Consider the following 23338-nt stretch of genomic DNA (forward strand, 5'->3'; position numbering starts at 1 on the left):
GTCCCGCGCCGCGTCTCACCCCACCCTCTCCAGCAGCGCCACCGGCAGCCGCCCGAACAGTTCCGCCACACGCGCGTGCCCCGTGAACTCCCGGCCGGGCTCCAGGGCGTCCGCCCACCTGCCCGGAGGGAGCGCGAGCCGGGTGTCCCCCCAGCCGCCCGCCTCCGCCAGGCGCAGGGACAGCCGGGTGGCGGCCGTGACGACCCGGCCGGAGCGGGCGAAGGCCAGGCAGTGGTCCGCGGCCGGGCCCTCGGCGGGCAGCGGCTCGTACGTCGCCGCCGGACCGAAGGCGTCCGGACGCCGGCGGCGCAGCCGCAGCGCCGCCGCCGTCACGGCCTCCTTGGAGCAGGTGCCTCCGGTACCGGCCTCCCCGGTACCGGCCTCCCCGGTACCGGCCTCCCCGGTCCCGGTGTCGGTGCCGGCGTCCGCCGGCGGGAAACGGACGGGGCGCCGGTTGTCGGGGTCCACCAGGGCCAGGTACTCGCCCTCCGTGCCCTGGTAGACGTCAGGCACCCCCGGCATCGTCAGCTGCACCAGCGCCGCGCCCAGCACGTTCGCCCGGACGTGCGGCGCGAGCGCCTCCCGCACGGCGGCCACCCGCTCACCCGGCACCCCGCACGGCCCCGCCGTGACGAACGCCGCCACGGCCTCCTCGTACGGCGGCTCCTGCTCCGTCCAGCTCGTGTACATGCCCGCCTCGCGCACATGCTTGAGCAGGGCCTCCCCCACGCGCTCCGGGGCGGCCGGCCCGAGCCCGAACACGGTCTGCCAGGCCGCCCACGCCAGCTGCCCGTCCGGCACGCCCTCCCCGGCGTGGGTCACCTGCTCCAGGACCTCCGCCCAGCGCCCCGGGCACTCGGTGAGCACGGCCAGCGCCGCCCGGACGTCGGCGCTGCGCTTGGTGTCGTGCGTGGACAGGACCGTCCCGGTGAGCGGCCAGTCCCGCTGCACGCGCGCGCAGTAGGCGTGGAAAACGGCGGGGGAGACGCCCTGCCGGCCGGGATCGCCGCCGACCTCGTTCGCCGAGAGCAGCGGTACGTACCGGTAGAACGCCGTGTCCTCGACCGACTTGGCCCGCAGCGCGGACGACGTCTGCGCGAACCGGGTGCGGAACTCCACCGCCTCCGGACCGTCCCCGCCGCCCAGCACCAGGCCGCGCACCACCTCCACGGCGCCCGCCTCCTCGGGTACGACGAAGGCGAGCCGGGCCTCCTCGGCGGCCTCCTCGGTGACGACGGCGGCCGCGTCGCCCGAGACGTACGGCCGGTAGACCTCCATGCGCACCAGCAGCTCCTCCAGCGCGGTGCGCAGCGCCCAGGGCGCCCGGTCGCGCAGCGCCGGGTCCGGCGACGCCGCGCACGCGCGCGTGGCCGCTCGCGTCAACCGGTCCAGCTCGGTCGCCAGCTCGTGCCTGAGCACCGCGTACGACGCCCGCCGCACCGTCGCCGCCCAGTCCCCGCCCCGGTCCGTCTGCGGGGCAGCGAACCGCCGGTACAGCTCCAGCAGCTCCCCGGCGCCCGCCGGGTCCGTGAACAGACCGTCGACGTGGCGCAGGGCGTCGTAGCCGGTGGTGCCCGCGACCGGCCAGGCGTCGGGCAGCCGTTCGCCGTCGGCGAGGATCTTCTCCACGACCGTCCAGCGGCCCCCACTCGCCCCGTGCAGCCGCGCCAGATAGGCGTCGGGGTCGGCGAGCCCGTCCGGGTGGTCGACGCGCAGCCCGTCCACCACGCCCTCGTGCAGCAGCTGGAGGATCTTGCCGTGCGTGGCGTCGAACACCTCCGGGTCCTCCACCCGCACCCCGATCAGCTCCGAGATGCTGAAGAACCGCCGGTAGTTCAGTTCCGTGCGGGCCAGCCGCCACCACGCCGGCCGGTACCACTGGGCGTCCAGCAGCTCGGGCAGCGGCAGGTCCGCGGTCCCCTCGCGCAACGGGAACGCGTGGTCGTAGTAGCGCAGGACGTCCCCGTCGACGCGCAGCTCGTCGAGCACCTCGCCCACCGGCCCGCCCAGGACGGGCAGCAGCACCCGGCCGCCCTGCGCCTCCCAGTCGATGTCGAACCAGCGCGCGTACGGCGAGCGCGGGCCCTCCCGCAGCACCTCCCACAGGGCGCGGTTGTGCCGCGGGGCCATGGCCATGTGGTTGGGCACGATGTCCACGACCAGTCCGAGCCCGTGTTCGCGCGCCGTGCGCGACAGGGCCCGCAGCCCCTCCTCGCCGCCCAGCTCCGCCCGCACGCGCGTGTGGTCGACCACGTCGTAGCCGTGCGGGGAGCCGGGCACGGCCTCCAGCACGGGCGACAGGTGCAGGTGCGACACGCCGAGCGAGGCCAGGTACGGCACGGCCGCCGCGGCGGCCCCGAACGGGAACCCGGGCTGGAGCTGGAGCCGGTAGGTGGCCGTGGGCACGACGGGGACAGGGCGCTCAGAGGTCATGCAGACCTACGTACCCGCCCTGCCCCCTTTCGTGTCATCCCGGCCACCGTGTGTCATCCCGGCACCGGGTTGCGCCCGCCGCCGGGTGCGCCCGTCGCCGGTGACGGCCTACGCGGGCCGCTGCAGGACGGTCATGCTCCGGTCGACCAGGGTCAGCCGGTCACCGGCCGCGACCTTCACGGGCGTCTCCCCCCGCACGGACTGCGGGTTCGCCGTGTCCACGACCACCTGCCACTGCCGGCCGTGGTCGACCGGCACCACGAACTCCAGGGTCTTCGGTGAGGCGTTGAACATCAGCAGGAAGGAGTCGTCGGTGATCCGTTCGCCGCGCGAGCCCGGCTCGGAGATCGCGTTGCCGTTGAGGAACACCGTCAGCGTCGAGGCCTGCGCCGAGTTCCAGTCCCGCTGGGCCATCTCCTTGCCCTGCGGGGTGAACCACGCGATGTCCGACAGGTCGTCGTGCGTCCCCTCCACGGGCCGTCCGTGGAAGAAGCGGCGGCGGCGGAAGACGGGGTGCTCCTTGCGCAGCCGCACGATCGCCCGCGTGAAGTCGAGCATCTCGTCGCCCTCCCCCTCAGGGTCGGGCCACTCCACCCACGACAGCTCGCTGTCCTGGCAGTAGGCGTTGTTGTTGCCGCGCTGGGTGCGCGCCACCTCGTCGCCGTGGCTGATCATGGGCACGCCCTGCGACAGCATCAGCGTCGCCATGAAGTTCCGCATCTGCCGGGACCGCAGCTCACGCACGTCCGGGTCGTCGGTGTCGCCCTCGACGCCGCAGTTCCAGGACCGGTTGTGGCTCTCGCCGTCCCGGTTGTCCTCGCCGTTGGCCTCGTTGTGCTTCTCGTTGTACGACACCAGGTCGCTCAGCGTGAACCCGTCGTGGCAGGTCACGAAGTTGATCGAGGCCAGCGGCCGGCGCCCGTCGTCCTGGTACAGGTCGGAGGAGCCGGTCAGCCGGGAGGCGAACTCGGCGAGCGCGCGCTGCTCGCCCCGCCACACGTCCCGCACGGTGTCGCGGTACTTGCCGTTCCACTCGGTCCACAGCGGCGGGAAGTTCCCCACCTGGTAGCCGCCCTCGCCCACGTCCCACGGCTCGGCGATCAGCTTCACCTGGGAGACGACCGGGTCCTGCTGCACCAGGTCGAAGAACGACGACAGCCGGTCCACCTCGTGGAACTGGCGCGCCAGGGTCGCCGCGAGGTCGAAGCGGAACCCGTCGACGTGCATCTCGGTGACCCAGTACCGCAACGAGTCCATGATCATCTGGAGCACGTGCGGGGACCGCATGAGCAGCGAGTTCCCGGTTCCGGTGGTGTCCATGTAGTACCGCGGGTCGTCCGCCAGCCGGTAGTACTGGGCGTTGTCGATGCCCCGGAAGGACAGCGTCGGGCCCAGGTGGTTGCCCTCGGCGGTGTGGTTGTAGACCACGTCGAGGATCACCTCGATGCCCGCCTCGTGCAGCGCCCGCACCGCCGACTTGAACTCCAGCACCTGCTGCCCGCGGTCGCCCCAGGAGGCGTAGGCGTTGTGCGGGGCGAAGAATCCGATCGTGTTGTAGCCCCAGTAGTTGTTGAGGCCCATGTCGACCAGGCGGTGATCGTTGACGAACTGGTGTACGGGCATCAGCTCCAGCGCCGTGACGCCCAGCTCGGTGAGGTGTTCGATGATCGCCGGGTGCGCCAGGGCGGCGTAGGTGCCGCGCAGCTCCTCCGGCAGCCCCGGATGGAGCATCGTGAGGCCCTTGACGTGCGCCTCGTAGATCACCGTGTGGTGGTACTCGGTGCGGGGGCGCCGGTCGTCGCCCCAGTCGAAGTAGGGGTTCACCACCACCGACGTCATCGTGTGGGGCGCCGAGTCGAGGTCGTTGCGCTTCTCGGGCGCCCCGAAGTGGTAGCCGTACACCTCCTCGCCCCACCGCACCGCACCGCTGATCGCCTTCGCGTACGGGTCGAGCAGCAGCTTCGCCGAGTTGCAGCGCGACCCGCGCTCGGGCGCGTACGGCCCGTGCACCCGGAAGCCGTAGCGCTGCCCCGGCATGATGCCCGGCACGTATGCGTGCCGGACGAAGGCGTCGCTCTCGCGAAGTTCCACCGCCGTCTCCGAGCCGTCGTCGTGCAGCAGACACAGCTCTACTCGGTCCGCGGCCTCCGTGAAGACCGCGAAGTTCGTACCGGCGCCGTCGTACGTGGCGCCGAGGGGATATGCCTCTCCAGGCCAGACCTGCATGGACACGACTCTTCCAGGTGTGCTGCTCTGCCGGGACCGCCTTCGCACCGAGTCTCCAGGAAAGTGAGGGAACCACCTGTGACTTACGTCCCTCTTACCGGGCGACCAGTGCATACGCCCCGTTCGGCGTACGCCGAAACAGCGGGGCCTACAACGTACTCCCGGGGCACAGGGGGAGCAGGGGGAAGATGTGCGCACGACAGTGCGCCGCCACCTGGGCAAGGTGGTGGCAGGTGCGGCCGTCGCGGTGGCCGCGACAGCCGCGATGATCGCGATCACCCTGCCGGGCACGGCGGGGGCGGAAGGAACCGGAGGGGGATCGGCCGGCCGGGTGGCGGCCGGCGGGCAGGACGCCGCACAGGACGGTGCGGGACAGGACGGTGCGGGACAGCAGGGCGGCGCGGCGGCGGTGGCGCCCGGGGTCGTCGAGCAGGCGCCCGCCGAGGGCGAGCGCGGCACGGGGCGCGACCCGCTGACCGACGACGAGGTCGCCCGCGTCGAGCGCATCGCGCTCAACCGGCAGCTGCTCGACGCGAGCCGGGACGTCGACGGCGGCCGCGGCCCGCAGCACCTCGGCGTGGACCTCGCCGAACCCGAGGCGGACGAGGTCGACGACCCCTCGGCGCCCCGCCGCGCCGAGGTGACGTTCTACGACTACGAGGACGACACGCTCGTCACCAGGACCGTCAACCTGGACACCGGCAAGGTCGAGGCCACCGACAGCGGACGGGGCGTCCAGCCGCCGCTCAGCCGCGCCGAGAACACCGAGGCGGCCGCGCTGCTGATCGCCGACCCGCTCGGCGCGGGCCTGCGCGCCGACTACAAGGACGCCACCGGCAAGGAGCTCACCTCACCGGAGCAGCTGCAGCTCTCCAGCATGGTGTACCGCGCGGTGCCGGGCGCCCAGCCCGCCGCCTTCGACCGGTGCGGGATCCACCGCTGCGCCCGGCTGCTGCTGAAGGTGAAGAACGGCCCGTGGATCGACACCCGGTCCCTGGTGATCGACCTCAGCACCCGCAAGGTGGCCGCGCTCACCCGCTGAGCGCCCCCTTCCGTCCGCTTTTCCGACCCGCACCTCCCGCGCGGCCGCGCTGCCTGCCCCGGGAGGGTGACGCACAGGGAGTCATGTCCGCATGCGCCTGAACCACCCGAACGGCGGCCACCGGCCGCCCGCGATCAGCCGTGCCCGCAGGAGCGCGGCCCTCGGTCTGTCCGTGGCCGCGCTGGCCGCCGGAGTGTCCGCGACCGGCACCGCCCCGGCCGCCGCCCGGCCGAAGGCGGCCCCCGCGGCCGCCGCCGACTGCAGCGCCGCCTACCGCATCCAGCAGAAGCTTTCCAACGGCACGACCTGGAGCATGTGCTGGCGCTTCGAGTCCAAGTCCGGGCTCGTCCTGGAGAAGGTCTCCTACCAGCCGCGCGGCGAGGCCCGCCCGATCAGGGTCCTCAACAGCGCCAAACTCGCCCAGATCCACGTGCCGTACGACGACGGCTCCAACGAGTACAACGACATCACCGACTACAACTTCGGCTCGGGCCTGGTCAACATGAGCCCCGCCGAGTGCCCCGGCGGCACCATCAAGACGGTGAAGGTCCCCGACGCCTACAACTCCGAGAACCCCAACGTGAAGGGCCTGTGCACCACCACGCGGGCCCGCGGCCACGCCTACCGGATGCAGACCGACTCCGGGAAGGTCTACCAGGCGCAGGGCAAGGACCTGCTCGTCTACACCGTCAACAAGGTGAGCTGGTACGAGTACATCACCGAGTGGCGCTTCTCCGACGACGGCACCGTCTCCATGAACGTCGGCGCCACCGGCAGCCTCTCGCCCTTCGACTACGACGCGGGCGACGGCCGCGGCTGGCCGATAGGCAAGGGCGCCAGGGCCTACGCCACCAGCCACAACCACAACGTGTTCTGGCGGCTCGACTTCGGCCTCGACGGATCGAAGAACAAGGTCGAGCAGTACGACTCGGTGGTCAAGCCGCCCGCCACCGGCGCCCAGGCCCCCACCAACAAGACCACCCGCACCACCGTCACCAAGGAACTCGCGGGCGACGCCAAGAACATGCGCTGGTGGCGCGTGGTCAGCACCACCGGCAAGAACAAGGACGGCCACCCGCGTTCGTACGAGATCGTCCCCGGCGTCAGCAGCAAGTACCCGGGCCGTGCCTTCACCCGGCACGACGTCTACTTCACGCAGTACGACAAGTGTGAGCGGTACGCCAACAACAATGTCAGGCTGTGCGCTTCCGGGCATCCCACGACCGTCGACAAGTGGGTCAACGGACAGGCCCTCACCCACCCCGTGGCCTGGGTGAACGTGGGCTTCCACCACGTCGCGCGGGACGAGGACCAGCAGCCCATGCCGGTGCACTGGCAGGGATTCTCCATCGCGCCCCGGGACGTCACCGCTATGAGCCCGCTCACTCCGCCCACCCTCGCCGGCGAGAACGGCCGCCCGCGTCCCGGAAGTTGAGAAACGACCCTGCCCATCCGGCTGCACCGCCGGCCGCTCCCGGAGTACCCTTCCTTGATCGTTGGGACGGGGATGCTCGGGGGAGCGGAAGGCGGTGCGCGGGTGGGCTCGGGAGGGCTGGAGCTGCCCCCTGGTGACGACGGTCGCGAGGGGGGCTCCACAGAGGTCCCGCCCGGCGCGGTGTCCCTGGCCCGGCCGATGGAGGGTGCCATCGGACCGGAGCTGGACTGGGACGCCGAGGCCTGGCGCGAGGTGCGCACCCGCGCCCAGCGGGCCGGCCGGGCCTACATCTGGCTGAACCTCGTCGAACAGCGGCTGCGCGCCGTGGTGGCCGCCGTGCTGCGGCCCGTCTACGAACCCGTCCACGGCGACGAATGGGTGGTCGCCGCGGCCGGACCCGCCGGCCAGGAGTGGGTGCAGCGCGCCGTCGCCGTCCGCGAAGTCAGCCGCCGCAAGGGCTACTTGCTCGATCCGGCCGACGACAACGTGATCTCCTTCCTCACCCTGCCGCAGCTGCGCGAACTGATGGTGCAGCACTGGCCCTGCTTCGAGCCGTACCTCGACGGCCGCCGGGACGTCGAACTCGCCCTGGACGAGCTGGAGGTGACCCGCAACGTCGTCTCCCGCAACCGGGCGCTGTCCGAAGCCGTCCTGAGCCAGGCCGAACGCGCCTCCGCGCGCCTGCTGGAGATGCTCGGCACCGGCGGCGACGTGCCCTCCGCGCGCCGGCTGCCCGTGGACGCCGTCGAGGACCTCGTCGGCGACCGGTACGCGGACGTGGTCGCCGTCCACTCCGACCGGGTGCGGCTGCTGCGCCGGTTCCCCGCCGAGGACATCTTCGACGGGGCCCGTCGGCTCGACGCGATCGGCATCGGCCTCAACCTGCTCGTGCAGAACTTCTCCGGCCGGCGGCTCGTCCGGTTGGCGGAGGCGGGCGCCCGGGTGCGGCTGCTGTTCCTCAACCCGGCCTCCAGCGCGGTGAAGCGCCGCGAGCGCGAGCTCGGCATGAAGCGCGGCGAACTGAGCCGGTCGGTGGAGATGAACATCCTGCACATGCGCCGGGTCCGCTCCCGGCTGCGGGACCCCGGAGCCTTCCAGATCCAGGTCTACGACGAGACGCCCCGCTTCACCGCCTACCTGGTCGACGGCGACGGCACCGACGGGATCGCGGTCGTGCAGTCCTATCTGCGGCGCATGCGCGGCATGGAGGCGCCGGTGCTGGTGCTGCGCAACGGCAACCGGGTGGTCAAGTCGGGCGAGGTCGACGAAGGCGGACTTTTCGCCTCCTATCGCGAGGAGTTCGAGCTGGCCTGGGCGGACTCGCGGCCGGTTTCCTGACCGTTCGCGGGGGTCCGCGGCATTCGCCCCGACCGTCGGGTGGCGATGTGCGGCATTCGCCCGGAACGTCCCGGCGGTAAGCGGAACGCGCTCCTCTGGTTGTCAGTGGCGCGTGCGAAGGTGGAGACCACTGGGGGAAGCACCACCAAGAAGGGGGGCCACCATGGCCTGGCACCGCGAGCTGCTCATCGGCTTCGACCTGGAGACGACCGGGACCGACCCGCGCGAGGCGCGCATCGTCACGGGTGCCGTGATCGAGGTCGGGGAGGGACAGGTCCTCGGGAGCCGGGAATGGCTGGCCGACCCGGGCGTGGAGATCCCGGCGGAGGCGGTGGCGGTCCACGGCATCAGCAACGAGCGGGCGAGCTCGGAGGGCCGTCCGGCCGGCGAGGTCGCGGACGCCATCGCCGGCGTTCTCGCCTCCCACTGGCGCGCCGGCGTCCCCGTCGTCGCCTACAACGCGGCCTTCGACCTGACCCTGCTCGCCGCCGAACTGCGCAGACACGGCCTGCCCTCCCTGCGCGACCGCCTGGGCGGCCTCGACCCCGCCCCGGTCGTCGACCCGTACACCATCGACCGCTGGGCCGACCGCTACCGCCGCGGCAAGCGCAACCTCGAAGCGGTCTGCGCGGAGTACGGCGTCACCCTCGACGCGGCGCACGACGCCCGCGCCGACGCCCTCGCCGCCGCCCGCCTGGCCCGCGCGATAGCCGAGCGTCACCCCAAGGTCGCCTCCCTCGACCCGGCGGAGCTGCACCGCCGCCAGATCGAGTGGTACGCGGCCTGGGCAGCGGACTTCCAGGACTTCCTGCGCCGCAAGGGCGACGCGGACGCGGTCGTCGACGGCGTCTGGCCGCTGCGGGAGCCGGCGGACCAGGGGACCCGGCGGGTCTGAGGACCCCCGGCCCGACGGGCCGGTGTCCGACGGTCGGCGTGGTCCGGTGCGTCTTCGGGGAGAGATCCCGCCCGCCGGGCGGCCGCCGCCCGCGCGCCCCCGCCCTGCCGCAGGTGTTTCCCGTCAAGCCCCGTCAGGCGTTCCCGCCCCCGCTGTCGCCGCTTCGTTCCGTTCGGCCGCCGTTCATCATCAGCGCCAGCTCGACCCGCGAGCGGACGCCCAGTTGGCTGAAGATGTTGCGTAGATGGTGGTCCACGGTGCGAGGGCTGAGCGACAGCCGCGCGGCCACCTCGCGGTTGGTGGCGCCCGACGCCACCAGCTCCGCCACGCGCAGCTGTTGTGGAGTCAGCTGCTCCAGAGCGCTGACGTCGTCGCCGGCGGTGCTGTCCCCGGCGGCTCGCAGTTCGGACCGTGTCCGTTTCTCCCACAACAGGGCGCCGCAGCGTTCGAAGCCGACCAGGGCGGACCGCAGTTGCTGCCGGGCCTCCAGGGGCCTGCGCCGACGGCGCAGCCACATGCCGTAGGACAGGAGCGTGCGGGCGTACTCGAACTGGCCGTCGGCAGCCTCGTGCTCCGCCAGGGCCTGCTGGTACAGCGCGTCGCAGTCCTCTTCCGGAGCCGTCAGGGCCCGGCAGCGGGTCAGTTGGGCCGCGGCCTGTGGATCGGCGCCGAGGGCGGCCCACCCGGCGTACAGGTCGACCATGTCGGTGACGTCATCGTCCAGTCCCGCCAGGACCGTCGCCTCGACGAGGCACGGCACCGCCAGCATCCACAGGCCGAAGTGCCCGCGCCGGGGACCCGGTCGGAGCAGCGGCGCCAGACGGATCGCGGCCTGTTCGGCCCGGCCGTGGCCCAGGTCGGCGCGGGCCCGCGCCCACTCCGCCATGGTGCTCACCTGGACCAGCCCGTGCGGCCGGGCGACCGACAGGGCGGCATCGGCGTGGTGTTCGGTGGCGGAGTCGGCGCCCACCAGGGAGAAGACCATGGCCAGCAGGGCGTGGTGCTGCGCGGCGAGGTTGCGCTGGCCGAGCCGACGGGCGGCGCGCAGCCCCTCCTCGGCGTGGGCGCGGGCCTGCTGGTGGTAACCGGCGCGCAGTTCGGCGTAGGCCAGGAACTCCAGGATGCGGGCGGTCGGCCCGGACACGCCCCGGGCGCCGGCCGCCGCCAGGGCCCGGCCGAGCAGGCGCCGCGCGGCGGCGATGTCGCCCAGCACCAGGGCCGCGCGGCCCGCGTGCAGCAGGTCGTCCGGCCGCTGGGTGTGCGTCGCGGCGGCGAGCAGCGGCTCCAGCTCCCGCGCCGCCCGGGCGAAGTCGACCAGCACGACGTGGCGCATGCCCGCCCGGAAGGCGCTCCACGGTGCCGCCACGGCGCCCGGCACCGGGGCGCGTCCGGTCGGCGGCGTCTCGTCCGCCGGGCGTCCGGCGGGACGTTCCAGCGTCTGGAGGTAAGCCGTGAAGTCGCCTGCGGCCCAGGCGGCTTCCGCCGCCGCGGCGAGGGCCTGCTCCGCGCCCTCGGCGTCGTGCGACCCCAGCGACTCGGCCGCGAGCAGCAGGGTCTGATGGGCGTCGGTCACGGAGCCGTCGCCCAACAGGAGCAACCCGCGCAGCAGTTCGGTCCGGGCGCGCAGCGGGGCGTCGTCGCCGGCCGTGCGGTGGGCGGCCTCGAGAAGGGCGAGAGCCCGGCGGGTCCGCCCGCCGTCGCGGGCGCGCTCGGCGGCGCTCAACAACTGCGAGGCCCGGTCGCCGACCCTGCCTGCTGTCTGGTCGTACCCGTTCATCGCCGCTTCCTGTCCTGCGTTTCCGGAGCGTAACAGACGGTTTGAAGACACCCTGGCGAGAACCGGATGGTCTTACCGCGCATAAGTACGCAGAGGGGCAGGCCGATTCTCAACCGGGCGGGGGAGGCGGCCGAGGGTGCCGAGGCCGCGAGCTCGCTGAGCGTGAGCTGTGAGACCGGTGATTCCACCGATGCACGGGAGGTTTCCCGGCTCTTACGCTGAGCGCGGCCGATCGTCCCGGGGTGGCCCGGGAACCGGCCGCACGGTGTCCGGCCAGGAGCGCCCCACGCTCCTGCCGCCGTACAGGGCCCGGACGCCGGAACGATCCACGAACCACCGTCCTCCTCGACCTCCACGACGACACGGTTCACGGCCGGTGACACGCGTCAGCGGCCGGCGGGCACCCCGCTCCCGGGCTCGCCCCCGCACGTGCCGTCAGGGGACGAGGTGAGAGGAAACCGCTCATGCAGGCAACTCCCCAGTCGTCCACGCCCGCCCCGGAGAACGGCCCCGCACGGCACCGCCGTCGGTCCCGCGGCCCGCTCCTGGGTGCCCTCGCGTCCGCGGCGGCGCTGGCCGGCCTGGCGACCACGCTCACCGGCGGCGCGAACGCGGCCGGGAACCCCCACGAGCGCGGCCCGGCCCCCACCGAGACCAGTGTGACGGCCGCGCGCGGCGCGTACGCCGTCTCCGAGACCAGCGTCTCCCGGCTCAGCGTGTCCGGGTTCGGCGGTGGCACGATCTACTACCCGACCAGCACCGCCGACGGCACGTTCGGCGCCGTGGCGATCGCCCCGGGGTACACCGCGCGCCAGTCCTCGATCGCCTGGCTGGGGCCGCGGCTCGCCTCCCAGGGTTTCGTGGTGTTCACCATCGACACCAACACCACCTCCGACCAGCCGGCCTCGCGCGGCGACCAGTTGCTGGCCGCGCTCGACTACCTCACGAAGAGCAGCAGCGTCCGCGACCGGGTGGACGGCGCGCGGCTCGGGGTGATGGGCCACTCGATGGGCGGCGGCGGCACGCTGGAGGCGGCCAAGGACCGGCCCTCGCTGAAGGCGGCCGTCCCGCTCACCGCGTGGAACCTGGACAAGACCTGGCCGGAGCTCCGGACGCCCACCCTCGTCGTCGGAGCGGACGGCGACAGCATCGCCTCGGTCCGCTCGCACTCGGAGCCGTTCTACGAGAGCCTGCCGTCCTCGCTGGACCGCGCGTACCTGGAGCTGAACAACGCCAACCACTTCACGCCGAACACGTCGAACACGACGATCGCGAAGTACAGCATCAGCTGGCTGAAGCGGTTCATCGACGACGACACCCGCTACGAGCAGTTCCTGTGCCCGCTGCCGCGGCCGAGCTCGACCATCGAGGAGTACCGCGGCAACTGCCCGCACACCGCGTGACCCCCGGCCGCCGCCCGCCGGCCCGCCCCCGCCGGGGCGGGCCGGCGGGCGGCGCCGCGTGCCGTGCGGGCCGGCCCGGCGCGACCGCTCAGAACGGGTACCACCGGACCGACGCGTCCCCGTCCCGCAGCGACGCCACCCGGCGCCCGAACTCGGCCAGCGCCCCGGGGTTGGCCGGCGCGTGCTGGGCCACCCAGGCGCAGCTCGCCGTCTCGCGGGCGCCCCGCAGCACCGCGCAGCCCTCCCACTCCCGCACGTCCCAGCCGTAGGCGGCGGTGAAGGAGTCGTAGGCCTCGGCGGGCAGGCCGTAGCGGTCGTGGGAGAGGGCCAGGACGACCAGGTCGTGCTCGCGCAGGTCGGCGGAGAAGGTCTCCAGGTCGATCAGGACCGGCCCGTCCGGGCCGATGTGCACGTTGCGGGGGAGCGCGTCACCGTGGATCGGCCCCGGCGGCAGGTGGGGCGTGAGCGCGGCGGCGGCCGCCGCGAAGCCGTCCCGCCGCTCGCGCAGGTACGCCGCGTCCGCCGGGTCGACCGCGTCCCCGGCCAGCCGCAGCCAGCGCTCCACACCGGACAGCAGATCGCGCGGCGGCAACGTGAAGGAGGGGGCGGGCAGCGCGTGCACGAGGCGCAGGAGCCCGGCCAGGTCCCGGGGCCCGGCCGGGCGCAGCGGGTCCGGCAGCCGGTGCCACACCGTCACCGGGTGCCCCTCGACCAGCAGGGGCTCCGCCTCGGCCGCCCGCACCGCCGGGACGTTCGCCTCCGCCAGCCAGGCCGCGACCTCCAGCTCGCGCCGGGCCCGCTCCAGCAGCTCGGCGTCCCGGCCGACCTTCACCACCAGGTCGCCGGCGGCGAACACCGCGTTCTCGCCCAGGGCGAGCAGCCGCGCCTCTCCGGCCGGCAGCCCCGCCGCGGCCAGCAGGTCCCTCGCGCGCGCCTCGTCCATCGTCCGCCTCCCTGTCGTGGCCGTCCGTTCCCGCCGGGACGGCGTCGGGATCCGGCCGTCCGGCGCCCAGTCTCACATTCGCACAGGTCGGACCGTGTACGCGGTGCCCCGACGGCGTACCCCGCTTCACGACCGGGACGGGCCCCTCATGGTCCGCCCGGCCCCGGGCGACCGGATGCCGCCCGCCCCCACGAGGTCACTCGCCGACCGAGCGCTGCACACCACCGAGCGCGACCGGCCACCGGGTACCGCCCTCGACGCCGCCCCGCCACCCCGCCGCCCCGCCCCCGCACGGCCCGTGCGCGGCTGCCCCGAGCGGAAGGACGAGGTGACGACCCCGGCTTTTCCGGAGTGCCGCAGCGGCGCGACCGGCCCGGACGGGCCGTGCGACCGGCTGGAGGGCGCCGGGGACCCGGCGCCGGCCCGTTACCGGCGCCGAGGACGCCGTCACGTTATTCCATTGCACGAGACGTCTCGTCTCGTCTACTGTCGATCACATGACCACAGCACCCGCGCACATCGCCATGTTCTCCATCGCCGCCCACGGCCACGTGAACCCCAGCCTGGAGGTGATCCGCGAACTCGTCGCCCGCGGGCACCGGGTCACCTACGCCGTCCCGCCCGCCCTCGCCGACAAGGTCGCCGCGACCGGCGCCGAGGTGAAACCCTGGCACTCCACCCTGCCCTCGCCCGACGCCGACCCGTCGGCCTGGGGCTCCACCCTCCTCGACCACGTGGAGCCCTTCCTCGCCGACGCCGTCCAGGCGCTGCCCCAGCTGACCGAGGCGTACGAGGGCGACGAACCCGACCTCGTCCTGCACGACATCACCTCCTACCCGGCCCGCGTCCTCGCCCACCGCTGGGGCGTCCCCGCGATCTCCCTCTCACCGAACCTCGTCGCCTGGGAGGGCTACGAGCGGGAGGTCGCCGAACCGATGTGGGCCGAGCCGAGGAAGACCGCACGCGGCCGGGCCTACTACGCCCGCTTCCACGCCTGGCTGGAGGAGAACGGCATCACCGCCCACCCCGACGACTTCGTCGGCCGGCCCGCCCGCTCCCTGGTGCTCGTCCCGAAGGCGCTCCAGCCGAACGCCGACCGGGTCGACGAGAGCGTGTACACCTTCGTCGGCGCCTGCCAGGGCGACCGCACCGCGGAGGGCGACTGGACCCGGCCGGCCGGCGCCGAGAAGGTCGTGCTCGTCTCCCTGGGCTCCGCCTTCACCAAGCGGCCGGACTTCTACCGCGCCTGCGTCCGGGCCTTCGCCGGCCTGCCCGGCTGGCACCTCGTGCTCCAGATCGGCCGGCACGTCGACCCCGCCGAGCTGGGCGACGTCCCCGCGAACGTCGAAGTACGTTCCTGGGTACCGCAGTTGGCGGTGCTGCGGCAGGCCGACCTGTTCGTCACCCACGCCGGCGCCGGGGGCAGCCAGGAGGGGATGGCGACGGCGACGCCGATGATCGCCGTACCGCAGGCCGCCGACCAGTTCGGCAACGCGGACGTGCTCCAGGCGCTCGGAGTCGCCCGCCACGTCCCCGCCGAGGAGGCCACCGCCGAGACGCTGCGCGCCGCCGCCCTGGCCCTGGTCGACGATCCCGAGGTGGCCCGGCGCCTTGAGGAGATCCGGGCCGGCATGGCCGAGGAGGGCGGCACCCGCCGGGCGGCCGACCTCGTCGAGGCCGAACTGCACGCCCGGTAGCCGTCCCGGCCCTCACCCATGTCCCGGTGGACACGGGTGAGGGCCCGTCGACTCCCCTGTGGTCGACGGGCCCTCGGCGGGGGATCCCCGGTGCTGCGGATCCCCGGCGCCGGAGCACCGGGGATCCGCAGGCGTGCGGGCCGGGTCAGCGGGTCACACCCGCACCGGCTCGCCCTCGTCGTCCCTCGTCGTCGGCTCGACGCCTGCGACCGCCTCGGCCGACTCGTCGTGCGTCAGGTCGGGCAGCCGGTGCAGCCACGTCGGCAGGTACCAGTTGCGCTCGCCGAGCAGCGCCATCACCGCCGGGAGCAGCACGCCCCGGATGACCGTCGCGTCGATCAGGACCGCGGCGGCCAGGCCGACGCCCATCTGCTTCATGGACTGCATGGACAGCGTGCCGAAGATCGCGAAGACGGCGACCATGATGACGGCGGCGCTGGTCACGACCCCGGCCGTGGTGACGACACCGTGGGTGATGGCGTCCCGCGTGGTCCGGCCGCGCAGCCGCGCCTCGCGGATCCGGGAGACCACGAACACGTGGTAGTCCATCGACAGGCCGAACAGGATCACGAAGAGGAACAGCGGCAGCCAGGTGACGATGGCGCCGACGCCCTCCGCGCCCACCAGGGACGCGCCCCAGCCGTGCTGGAAGACCCCCACGAGGATGCCGTAGGCGGCGCCCACGGACAGCAGGTTGAGCACGATCGAGGTGATCGCGATCGTCAGCGAGCGGAACGAGAGCAGCATCAGCGCGAAGGCGAAGACGACGACGAACGCGAAGACCGGGACGACGGCTCCGGCCAGCTGGTCGTTGAAGTCCTTGGAACCGGCCACCTGCCCGGTGATCGGCGCCTCGACGCCGTCCACCTTGCCGAGGGTCGCGGGCCGTACGTCGTCGCGCAGCTTGTCCAGGCTCACGCCCGCCTTGTCCAGGTCGGAACCGCCGACCAGCGGGACGTACACGAAGGCGATGTTCTGCGCGTCGTGCAGCTTGATCTCGACGGGGCCGCGGGAGGCGCCCGAACTGATGGCGCGCTCGCGGAAGTCGGCGAGCGCCGACTTCACCTCGGGGGCGTTGATGTCCTTCGCGTGGACGACCACCTCGGCCGGGTCGGAGCCGCCGGGGAAGGCCTCGTTGACCCGGTTGTAGGTCTGCACGATGGGCAGCGAGTCGCCGAACTCCTGGTCCAGGGTGAGGTTCTGGGTCTTCATGCCGAGCGCGGGGGCCGCGACGGCCAGTAGCGCGCCGGCCGCGACGACCACGGAGACCAGGGGCCGGGCGAGGACGCCCTTGAGGACGGCCGTCCAGAACCGGCTCTCGCCACCGCCCTTGCGGTTGCGGGCACGGCGCCGCAGGAAGGGGACGCGGCCCTTCTCGACCCGCTCGCCCAGCAGCGACAGGAGCGCGGGCAGCACGGTCACGGAGCCGACCATGGCCACGGCCACCACCATCAGCGAGGCCAGGCCCATCGCCTCGAACTCGGCGAGCCCGGTGAACAGCATGCCCGCCATCGCCACGCACACGGTGACGCCGGAGACGATGATCGCCCGGCCACTGGTCGCGGCGGCGATCCGCAGCGCGGTCTGCCCGTCCCGGCCGGCCTCGCGCTCCTCGCGCTCGCGACGCAGGTAGAACAGGCAGTAGTCGACGCCGACGGCCAGGCCGACCAGCAGCATCACGGAGTTGGCGGTGTCGCTCATCGGCATGACGTGGCTGACGACGCCCATCAGGCCCATCGTCGCCATGATCGCGGTGACCGCGAGCAGCACCGGGAGCAGGGCGGCCACCAGGGCGCCGAACGCGATGAGCAGAATGCCGAGGGCCACCGGCACCGCGGAGTACTCGGCCTTCTGGAAGTCGTCGCCGAACGCGTCGTCGAACGTCTTCATCATGCTGGCGCCGCCGATCTCCTCGATCCGCAGTGCCTCGTGGTCCTCCTGCACCCCCTCGACGGCCTTCAGGACCGGCTCGATCCGCTCGCCGGCGGTGTCGGAGTCGCCGCGCACGTCGAACTGCACCAGCGCGCTGCGGCCGTCCTTCGAGATCGTCCGCGAGTCGTACGGCGAGGTGACCTCGGTGACCTCGCCGGTGCCCTCGACGGCCGTGACGACCGCCTCGACGGCCTCGCGGAACGCGGCGTCGGTGGCCTTCAGCTTCGTGTCCTTGGCCTGGACGAGGACCGTCTCGCTCGCGGGCTCCTCGATCCCGGCGTCCTCGATGATCTTGGCGGCGGTGTGCGTCTCCCCCTTGAGCTGGTCGCTGTCCTTGACGTCGACCCGGCCGGCCGCCGAACCCAGCGCCATGGCCAGGAACACGAACAGCACCCAGATCCCGACGGCCGTCCAGCGGTGCCGGGCACTCCAGCCGCCGGCCCGCGCGGCGATGCCCCGCACCCGTGAATCTCCGTTCCCCATGACGGGCTTTCTCCCTCGAGGTGCGGTGGCAGCCCCCTGCCGCCACCTCTCCCTTCGAAGGTAGGGGGCGTATAAAGCCATCTCGTCGTGCTGTTCGACGAGGTGCGGGCCACCCGACTCCTCCCCTCGGACCCCGCCGTCTCACCGCTGGGGAGGACAGCGGTCCCCTACATCTATCGCCGGCCCTCGGGGACGACGATCAGGGTCGCGCTCCGCTGTCCGGTCCGCCGGACCGATCCCCTTATGGTGTTCCGCAACCTTGTCGAATAAGTCACAGGTGCGCGAAGCGGTTGATCAGGCCCCCGTCGATCGACGAAAGTTTCGCCCAGCCCCGATCCCCGGACCGGACCACGCGGCCCGATCCCCGGACCGGACAACCGGGGCCCGTTGCGCCGGACCGGACCACTGCGGCCGTCGTGCCCACCCCCACGGGGCACGACGGCCGCCTAGTCTGTCCGGATGACGACGACGTACGCCGCCCTGTTGCGCGGCATCAACGTGGGCGGCAACAGGAAGGTCCCGATGGCGGCCCTGCGGACGCTGATGGAGGGCCTCGGCCACGACGGCGTCCGCACGTACCTCCAGAGCGGCCAGGCCGTCTTCTCCACCGGCCACGGAGACGAGGACGCTCTCGCGCGGGAGCTGACGCGGGCGATCGAGAAGCACTTCGGCTTCACCGTCGACGTGATCGTGCGCGACCACGCGTACCTGAGGGCGATCACCGACGGCTGTCCCTTCCCGGCCGCCGACCTGGAGGCCAAGCAGCTCCACGTCACCTACTTCTCCGCCGCCGTCGACGCCGACCGCTTCGCGGGGATCGACACGGCCGCGCTCCTGCCGGAGGAGTTCCGCCTCGGCGACCGTGCCCTGTACCTGTACGCACCCGAGGGCCTCGGCCGCTCCCGGCTCGCCGAGCAGCTCTCCCGGCCCCGCACGACCAAGGGGCTGATCGCGACCACCCGCAACTGGAACACCGTGGTCAAGCTGGTCGAGATGACCCGGCCCTGAACCCTGTCGCGTTTGTTCAAGAGAATCCCGCGCCCCGTCCCTAGCGTGAGGGACATGACGTACGACGAGACGCACCGGTACATGTCCGAATGTGCCGCCGAGGCGGCGCGCGTCGCGCGCGGTGTCCCGACCGCCCGCCTCACCGAACCCACCCACTGCCCCGACTGGGACCTGCGCGCCCTGGTCAACCACTGGGTCCTCTACACCTCCCACGGCCTGGAACACCGCGCCCTGCGCCGGCAGCTCCCCCCGGAACTGGTCGCCCGCGACTTCACCGCCGACCCCGGCTGGCCCGACGCCTACGCGGCCCGGCTCGACCGCGCGGTCGCGGCCTGGGCGGACCCGGCGGTCTGGGACGGCGAGGTCGACCTGGGCGGCGCCGCCCTGCCCGCCGACGAGCTGGCCGCGATGATCGTCAAGGAGACGGCCGTACACGGCTGGGACGTGGCCGTCTCCACCGGCCAGGAGTTCCACGTCTCGCAGGGCGCCGCCCGCCTGGTCCTCGACGTCGTCGAACGTCACGGCGACCTCTACCGCCGGTACGACGGCTTCGCCGACCCGGTGCCGGTCCCGGACGACGCACCGCCCTTCGACCGGGCACTGGCGGCGAGCGGACGGAACCCGCGGCAGGGAGCCCGGGTGGACCGTTGAGGAAGCTTCCGACGGGCCACGGCGGGGACCCGGCGGCGGACCGCCGCCGGAGTGTCCCCACCGCCGGGCCGGGACCCTCAGGTCAGGCCCCGACCGCCGCCGGCATCGGGACGCGGGCCGCGTCGTACCGTTCCAGCAGGACGCGGGCCACTTCGGGGGACGGGCCCAGCACCTCGGCGAGGACGTCCGCCCGCGCCGCGCCCCGGGCGATGCGGTCGGGGAGGAAGCCGGGGGCCAGGACGTACGGGGCGACCGCCACCGTGGAGCAGCCCAGCTCGCGCAGTTCGCGCACCGCGTCCTCGGTGCGCGGCAGTGACGCGGAGGCGAACGCGGGTCGCACGGCGCACCAACCGGTGTGCCACCACTCCCGCGCGATGTCGGCGATCACCGCGATCGCCTCCGGGTCCGTGGACCCCGCCGAGGCCAGCACGACCCCGGTCGAGGACTTGTCGGCGGGCGTCAGCCCCGCCTCGTACAGCCGCCGTTCCAGAGCGGAGAGCAGCAGCGGGGAAGGGCCGAGCACCTCCGTCTGGTGGATCCGCAGCCGGCGCGGAGCGTCCCGCAGGACGGCCGGGATGTCCGCCTTGGCGTGGAACGCGCGCGTCAGCAGCAGCGGGAGCGCCACCACGTCGCGCACGCCCTCCGCCGCCAGCGACTCCAGCACCCCCTGCACGGACGGGACGTTGAAGTCCAGGAAACCGGTCTCCACCCGCAGCCCGGGCCGCAGCGACCGCACCCGCCGCACGAGGGCGTGGACGGTCGCCGCGTGCCGCGGATCGCGGCTGCCGTGGGCGATGACGAGGAGGACCGGTTCTCGGCGCACGGGGGTCAGCCCTTCACCAGCAGTCCGCGCCCGCGCAGCACCCGCCGCTCCAGCGGGCTGAAGATCAGCAGGTCGATGGCGATGCCGACGAACAGGATCAGGACGATCGCCTCGAAGACCATCGCCATGGAGCTGGCGTTGCGGCCGTTCTCCAGCAGCGCGCCCAGACCGATGCCCAGGTCGGGGGAGGAGGCGATGATCTCCGCCGCCATCAGCGACCGCCAGGAGAAGGCCCAGCCCTGCTTCAGGCCGCTCAGGTAACCGGGCAGTGAGGCGGGCAGCACGATGTGCCAGGCGCCCTTCAGCCCGGTCGCGCCCATCGTGCGGCCCGCCCGCAGGAACAGCGGCGGTACCTGGTCGATGCCGGAGACCAGGCCGTTGGCGATGGAGGGGACCGCGCCGAGCAGGATCACCGCGTACATCATCGAGTTGTCCAGGCCCAGCCAGATCACCGCGGGCGGCACCCACGCCACCGACGGCAGTGACTGCAGGCCGGACAGGATCGGGCCGATCGCGGCGCGCACGAACTTCACCCGGGCCACCAGCAGGCCCAGCGGGGTGCCGATGGCGAGCGCCAGCAGGAAGCCCAGCAGACCGCGCGAGACGCTGGTCCAGATGTACCCGAGGAGCTTGCCCTCCAGCCAGGCGTCCTTGAACTCGGCGCCCACGTCGGACGGGGACGGCAGTTTCGCCGGGTCGTCGACGATCCTGAAGGTGATCAGCGCCTGCCAGACCACCAGGACCACCGCGACCGCGACGATCGGCGGCAGGATCTTGTTGACGAAGGTCTGCCGGAAGGGCGTACCGGTCGCCGTCGACGTCTCGAGGGCGTCGAGGCCCGCCTCGACGCCGGCGATGCCGTTGTCGTCGGCCGGGGCCTTCGCCGTCGGATCGCTGGTCTCAGTGCTGGCCATGACGGCGGATCTCCCCACGCAGGACTTCGGTGATCTCCAGGGACAGCTCGGCGACGGGAGCGTCCTCGATGCGGCGCGGCTGCGGAATGCCGACCGTCCACTCGCGCGCCACCCGGCCCGGCCGGGAGGACAGGAGCACGACGCGCTGCGCGAGCCGCACCGCCTCGCGCACGTTGTGCGTGACGAACAGGACGGACAGGTGTGTCTCCCGCCAGATGCGGGTGAGTTCGTCGTGCAGCACGTCCCGGGTGATCGCGTCGAGTGCCGCGAACGGCTCGTCCATCAGCAGCAGCCGGCTCTCCTGGGCGAGGGCCCGGGCCAGCGCCACGCGCTGGCGCATGCCGCCGGACAGCTCGTGCACCCGCTTGCCGTACGAACCCTTCAGCCGGACCAGTTCGAGCAGTTCCTCGGCGCGGTCGCGCCGCTCGTTCTTGGGAACTCCCCCCAGTTTCAGGGCGAGTTCGATGTTCTTGCCCGCGGTGAGCCATGGGAACAGGGCGTGCTCCTGGAACATCAGAGCCGGCCGCCCGTCGGTGCTGATCTCGCCGGCGGTCGGGGCGTCGAGCCCCGCCACCAGGTTCAGCAGCGTCGACTTGCCGCAGCCCGAGGCCCCCAGAAGGGTGACGAACTCGCCCGGCGCGACATCGAGGGTGATGTCGTCCAGGACGAGCTGCGGCCCGGCGGGGCCGGCGAAGGACTTCGAGACGTGCCCGATGCGGGCGGCGTGGGCCACCGACTCGGTGCCGTCGGCGGCCTTGGCCAGGGTGGTTGCCATGGTCGTCACCTCCTGGGAACTCTCGTGGTTGCGTGGTTACTCGACACCGAGACCGGCGTCGTCGACGGTGGGCTCACCCGCGGCCTGAAGGACCTTGTTCAGGGGCGCGAGGTCGTAGATGCCGTCCAGCAGCGGGTCCTCCAGCAGGCCGGCCTCGACCGCGTGCCGGGCCTCGCTGTTCAGCGTGGCCGCCAGCGGGTCGTCGGTGAACCGGATCGACTTCCACGCCGGGTCCAGCACCTGTGCGGGCAGTGCCTTGCCGGAGTCCGCCTTCAGCTGAGCGTTCGCCGCCGCCTTCGCCTCGTCCGGGTGGGCGTTGATGTACTCGTTGACGTCGACCGACGCCTCCAGGACCGCCGCGACGGCCTTCGGGTGCTGCTCGAGGAACTTCTGCGACACGATGATGTTCGTGATCACGAACTTCTTGTCGGGCCACAGGTCGGACTCGTCCAGCAGCACCTTCGCGCCCTCGGCGACCAGCTTGGACGCGGTCGGTTCGGGCACCCAGGCGCCGTCGACGGAGCCGGATTTGTAGGCGTCCGGGGTGATCTTGTTGTCGGTGCGGACGACGGAGACGTCGCCCTTGCCGCTCTGGGCGTCTACCTTCCAGCCCTGCTCGGAGATCCAGTTGAGGAACGCGACGTCCTGCGTGTTGCCGAGCTGCGGGGTCGCGATCTTCTTGCCCTTGACGTCCTTCAGGGACTTGATCTTCTTCGGGTCGACGACGAGCTTCACCCCGCCGGAGGCCGAACCGCCGATGATGCGCAGGTTCTTGCCGTCCGACTTGGTGTAGCCGTTGATGGCGGGGGAGGGGCCGATCCAGCCGATGTCGACGGAGCCGGAGTTGAGCGCCTCGATCTCGGACGGACCGGCGTTGAAGACCTGGTACGAAGCCTTGGTGGCGCCGAGAGCCTTCTGGAAGTAACCCTTGTTCACGCCGACGAGGGCTGTCCCGTGGGTGAGGTTGCCGAAGTAGCCGATCTTGACGGAGTCGAGACCGTCGATCTTCTCCGCCCCCGCGGCGACCTTCTGCCCGGCCGGCTCGTCCGGGGCCCTCGAGCCGTAACCGCAGGCGGCGAGGGTCAGAAGAGGGAGCGCGGCCATGACAGCGAGGCCGCGGCGCAGCAGGCCACGGGGGCTGCCCCCGTCCGGACGGAGCCGGGAGAGGGGGAGGTTGGCAGGCACGGGAGGTCTTCCTCTCGTCGGCCCGGCGGTCACGGTCTCTCAGGTCGTGGCCGGGAGGTCGGCAGGTTTTCGTCTACGGCGATGGGAGGTGCGGGCGCGCAGGCAGTGCGCGTACGTCAGCACACACATCGCGCCACTCCGCCCTGCCCGCTCCCCCGGGCGCCGCTGCCGATGCGGCCGCCCTCCTTCGCGAACGTGGAGTAGTAGTCGGTGGAGTTCACGTCAGAAGTCCCACCCGTCGTCCTCGGCCGGGTCCTTGACCGGCTCGGGGGAGGCGAACGACTCGCCGACCATGCCGGCGGTGAGGGTGGTGCCGTCGTTCGGGTCGATCAGGATGAAGGAGCCGGTGCGGCGCGAGTCGGCGTAGGCGTCGAGGGG

Annotated in this window: 16 protein-coding genes and 1 pseudogene; 8 read left to right on the forward strand and 9 right to left on the reverse strand. The window is 72.8% G+C overall.

Annotation, left to right across the window (positions count from 1 at the left end):
• Positions 1-15: 15 nt before the first annotated feature.
• A complete protein-coding gene (gene treY, locus ACGFQC_RS33230; RefSeq protein WP_363090470.1) occupies positions 16-2433 on the reverse strand; it encodes a malto-oligosyltrehalose synthase in 2418 nt (805 codons plus the stop codon).
• Positions 2434-2541: 108 nt separating this feature from the next.
• Positions 2542-4659, reverse strand: coding sequence for a glycogen debranching protein GlgX (glgX, locus tag ACGFQC_RS33235; RefSeq protein ID WP_363090471.1), 2118 nt, complete (start codon positions 4657-4659; stop codon positions 2542-2544).
• A 190-nt stretch (positions 4660-4849) separates the two neighbouring features.
• Between glgX and ACGFQC_RS33240 the strand changes: the two genes are divergently transcribed.
• The 4 genes from ACGFQC_RS33240 (at position 4850) to ACGFQC_RS33255 (ending at position 9369) form a co-directional block, all read left to right on the forward strand.
• Positions 4850-5701 carry a Tat pathway signal sequence domain protein gene (locus ACGFQC_RS33240; RefSeq protein WP_363090472.1) on the forward strand — a complete coding sequence of 284 codons (852 nt, stop codon included), beginning with the start codon at positions 4850-4852 and terminating at the stop codon, positions 5699-5701.
• A gap of 91 nt (positions 5702-5792) precedes the next feature.
• Entirely contained in the window at positions 5793-7136 is a 1344-nt protein-coding gene (locus ACGFQC_RS33245) for a copper amine oxidase (RefSeq protein ID WP_363090473.1), read from the forward strand.
• 72 nt (positions 7137-7208) lie between these two features.
• Positions 7209-8474 carry an SAV2148 family HEPN domain-containing protein gene (locus ACGFQC_RS33250; protein WP_363090489.1) on the forward strand — a complete coding sequence of 422 codons (1266 nt, stop codon included), beginning with the start codon at positions 7209-7211 and terminating at the stop codon, positions 8472-8474.
• 163 nt (positions 8475-8637) lie between these two features.
• Positions 8638-9369, forward strand: coding sequence for a 3'-5' exonuclease (locus ACGFQC_RS33255; RefSeq protein ID WP_363090474.1), 732 nt, complete (start codon positions 8638-8640; stop codon positions 9367-9369).
• Positions 9370-9502: 133 nt separating this feature from the next.
• Here ACGFQC_RS33255 and ACGFQC_RS33260 read toward each other — a convergent pair whose 3' ends face one another.
• The gene (locus ACGFQC_RS33260; protein WP_363090475.1) at positions 9503-11146 is read right to left on the reverse strand and encodes a LuxR C-terminal-related transcriptional regulator; all 1644 of its coding nucleotides are present in this window, start codon (positions 11144-11146) and stop codon (positions 9503-9505) included.
• 464 nt (positions 11147-11610) lie between these two features.
• Between ACGFQC_RS33260 and ACGFQC_RS33265 the strand changes: the two genes are divergently transcribed.
• The gene (locus ACGFQC_RS33265; protein ID WP_363090476.1) at positions 11611-12549 is read left to right on the forward strand and encodes an alpha/beta hydrolase; all 939 of its coding nucleotides are present in this window, start codon (positions 11611-11613) and stop codon (positions 12547-12549) included.
• Positions 12550-12637: 88 nt separating this feature from the next.
• Here ACGFQC_RS33265 and ACGFQC_RS33270 read toward each other — a convergent pair whose 3' ends face one another.
• Positions 12638-13492 carry an aminoglycoside phosphotransferase family protein gene (locus ACGFQC_RS33270; protein ID WP_363090477.1) on the reverse strand — a complete coding sequence of 285 codons (855 nt, stop codon included), beginning with the start codon at positions 13490-13492 and terminating at the stop codon, positions 12638-12640.
• A 454-nt stretch (positions 13493-13946) separates the two neighbouring features.
• Here ACGFQC_RS33270 and mgt point away from each other — a divergent pair.
• Positions 13947-15189: pseudogene (gene mgt / locus ACGFQC_RS33275) on the forward strand (macrolide-inactivating glycosyltransferase).
• A 153-nt stretch (positions 15190-15342) separates the two neighbouring features.
• On the opposite strand, the gene ACGFQC_RS33280 reads toward mgt, so the two are convergent.
• Positions 15343-17604 carry an MMPL family transporter gene (locus ACGFQC_RS33280; protein WP_363090478.1) on the reverse strand — a complete coding sequence of 754 codons (2262 nt, stop codon included), beginning with the start codon at positions 17602-17604 and terminating at the stop codon, positions 15343-15345.
• Positions 17605-18063: 459 nt separating this feature from the next.
• On the opposite strand from ACGFQC_RS33280, the gene ACGFQC_RS33285 reads away from it, so the two are divergent.
• The gene (locus tag ACGFQC_RS33285; protein WP_363090479.1) at positions 18064-18612 is read left to right on the forward strand and encodes a DUF1697 domain-containing protein; all 549 of its coding nucleotides are present in this window, start codon (positions 18064-18066) and stop codon (positions 18610-18612) included.
• 54 nt (positions 18613-18666) lie between these two features.
• Positions 18667-19263, forward strand: a complete 597-nt coding sequence (locus ACGFQC_RS33290; protein ID WP_363090480.1) for a TIGR03086 family metal-binding protein — start codon at positions 18667-18669, stop codon at positions 19261-19263.
• 82 nt (positions 19264-19345) lie between these two features.
• On the opposite strand, the gene ACGFQC_RS33295 is transcribed toward ACGFQC_RS33290, so the two are convergent.
• The 4 genes from ACGFQC_RS33295 to ACGFQC_RS33310 are packed head-to-tail and all read right to left on the reverse strand — an operon-like array spanning position 19346 to position 22879.
• Positions 19346-20086 (reverse strand): sirohydrochlorin chelatase, encoded by a 741-nt coding sequence (locus ACGFQC_RS33295; protein WP_363090481.1) that lies wholly within the window; start codon positions 20084-20086, stop codon positions 19346-19348.
• Between the two features lie 5 nt (positions 20087-20091).
• Positions 20092-21000, reverse strand: coding sequence for an ABC transporter permease (locus tag ACGFQC_RS33300; protein WP_363090482.1), 909 nt, complete (start codon positions 20998-21000; stop codon positions 20092-20094).
• Positions 20987-21775, reverse strand: coding sequence for an ABC transporter ATP-binding protein (locus tag ACGFQC_RS33305; RefSeq protein ID WP_363090483.1), 789 nt, complete (start codon positions 21773-21775; stop codon positions 20987-20989). Before ACGFQC_RS33305 ends, ACGFQC_RS33300 begins: the two co-directional genes overlap by 14 nt.
• Before the next feature lie 36 nt (positions 21776-21811).
• On the reverse strand, positions 21812-22879 hold the full coding sequence (locus ACGFQC_RS33310) for an aliphatic sulfonate ABC transporter substrate-binding protein (RefSeq protein WP_363090490.1): 1068 nt from the start codon (positions 22877-22879) through the stop codon (positions 21812-21814).
• Between the last annotated feature and the right edge of the window lie 459 nt (positions 22880-23338).

Source organism: Streptomyces sp. NPDC048734 (assembly GCF_043198675.1).
Classification (GTDB): domain Bacteria; phylum Actinomycetota; class Actinomycetes; order Streptomycetales; family Streptomycetaceae; genus Streptomyces.

Excerpts from the sequence above, each read along its gene's own strand:
- ACGFQC_RS33300 (WP_363090482.1), bottom strand. The coding sequence starts at position 21,000 with ATGGCCAGCACTGAGACCAGCGATCCGACGGCGAAGGCCCCGGCCGAC.
- ACGFQC_RS33305 (WP_363090483.1), bottom strand. The coding sequence starts at position 21,775 with ATGGCAACCACCCTGGCCAAGGCCGCCGACGGCACCGAGTCGGTGGCC.
- ACGFQC_RS33290 (WP_363090480.1), top strand. The coding sequence starts at position 18,667 with ATGACGTACGACGAGACGCACCGGTACATGTCCGAATGTGCCGCCGAG.
- treY (WP_363090470.1), bottom strand. The coding sequence starts at position 2,433 with ATGACCTCTGAGCGCCCTGTCCCCGTCGTGCCCACGGCCACCTACCGG.
- ACGFQC_RS33270 (WP_363090477.1), bottom strand. The coding sequence starts at position 13,492 with ATGGACGAGGCGCGCGCGAGGGACCTGCTGGCCGCGGCGGGGCTGCCG.
- ACGFQC_RS33265 (WP_363090476.1), top strand. The coding sequence starts at position 11,611 with ATGCAGGCAACTCCCCAGTCGTCCACGCCCGCCCCGGAGAACGGCCCC.
- glgX (WP_363090471.1), bottom strand. The coding sequence starts at position 4,659 with ATGCAGGTCTGGCCTGGAGAGGCATATCCCCTCGGCGCCACGTACGAC.
- ACGFQC_RS33255 (WP_363090474.1), top strand. The coding sequence starts at position 8,638 with ATGGCCTGGCACCGCGAGCTGCTCATCGGCTTCGACCTGGAGACGACC.
- ACGFQC_RS33285 (WP_363090479.1), top strand. The coding sequence starts at position 18,064 with ATGACGACGACGTACGCCGCCCTGTTGCGCGGCATCAACGTGGGCGGC.
- ACGFQC_RS33245 (WP_363090473.1), top strand. The coding sequence starts at position 5,793 with ATGCGCCTGAACCACCCGAACGGCGGCCACCGGCCGCCCGCGATCAGC.
- ACGFQC_RS33280 (WP_363090478.1), bottom strand. The coding sequence starts at position 17,604 with ATGGGGAACGGAGATTCACGGGTGCGGGGCATCGCCGCGCGGGCCGGC.
- ACGFQC_RS33250 (WP_363090489.1), top strand. The coding sequence starts at position 7,209 with ATGCTCGGGGGAGCGGAAGGCGGTGCGCGGGTGGGCTCGGGAGGGCTG.
- ACGFQC_RS33310 (WP_363090490.1), bottom strand. The coding sequence starts at position 22,879 with ATGGCCGCGCTCCCTCTTCTGACCCTCGCCGCCTGCGGTTACGGCTCG.
- ACGFQC_RS33260 (WP_363090475.1), bottom strand. The coding sequence starts at position 11,146 with ATGAACGGGTACGACCAGACAGCAGGCAGGGTCGGCGACCGGGCCTCG.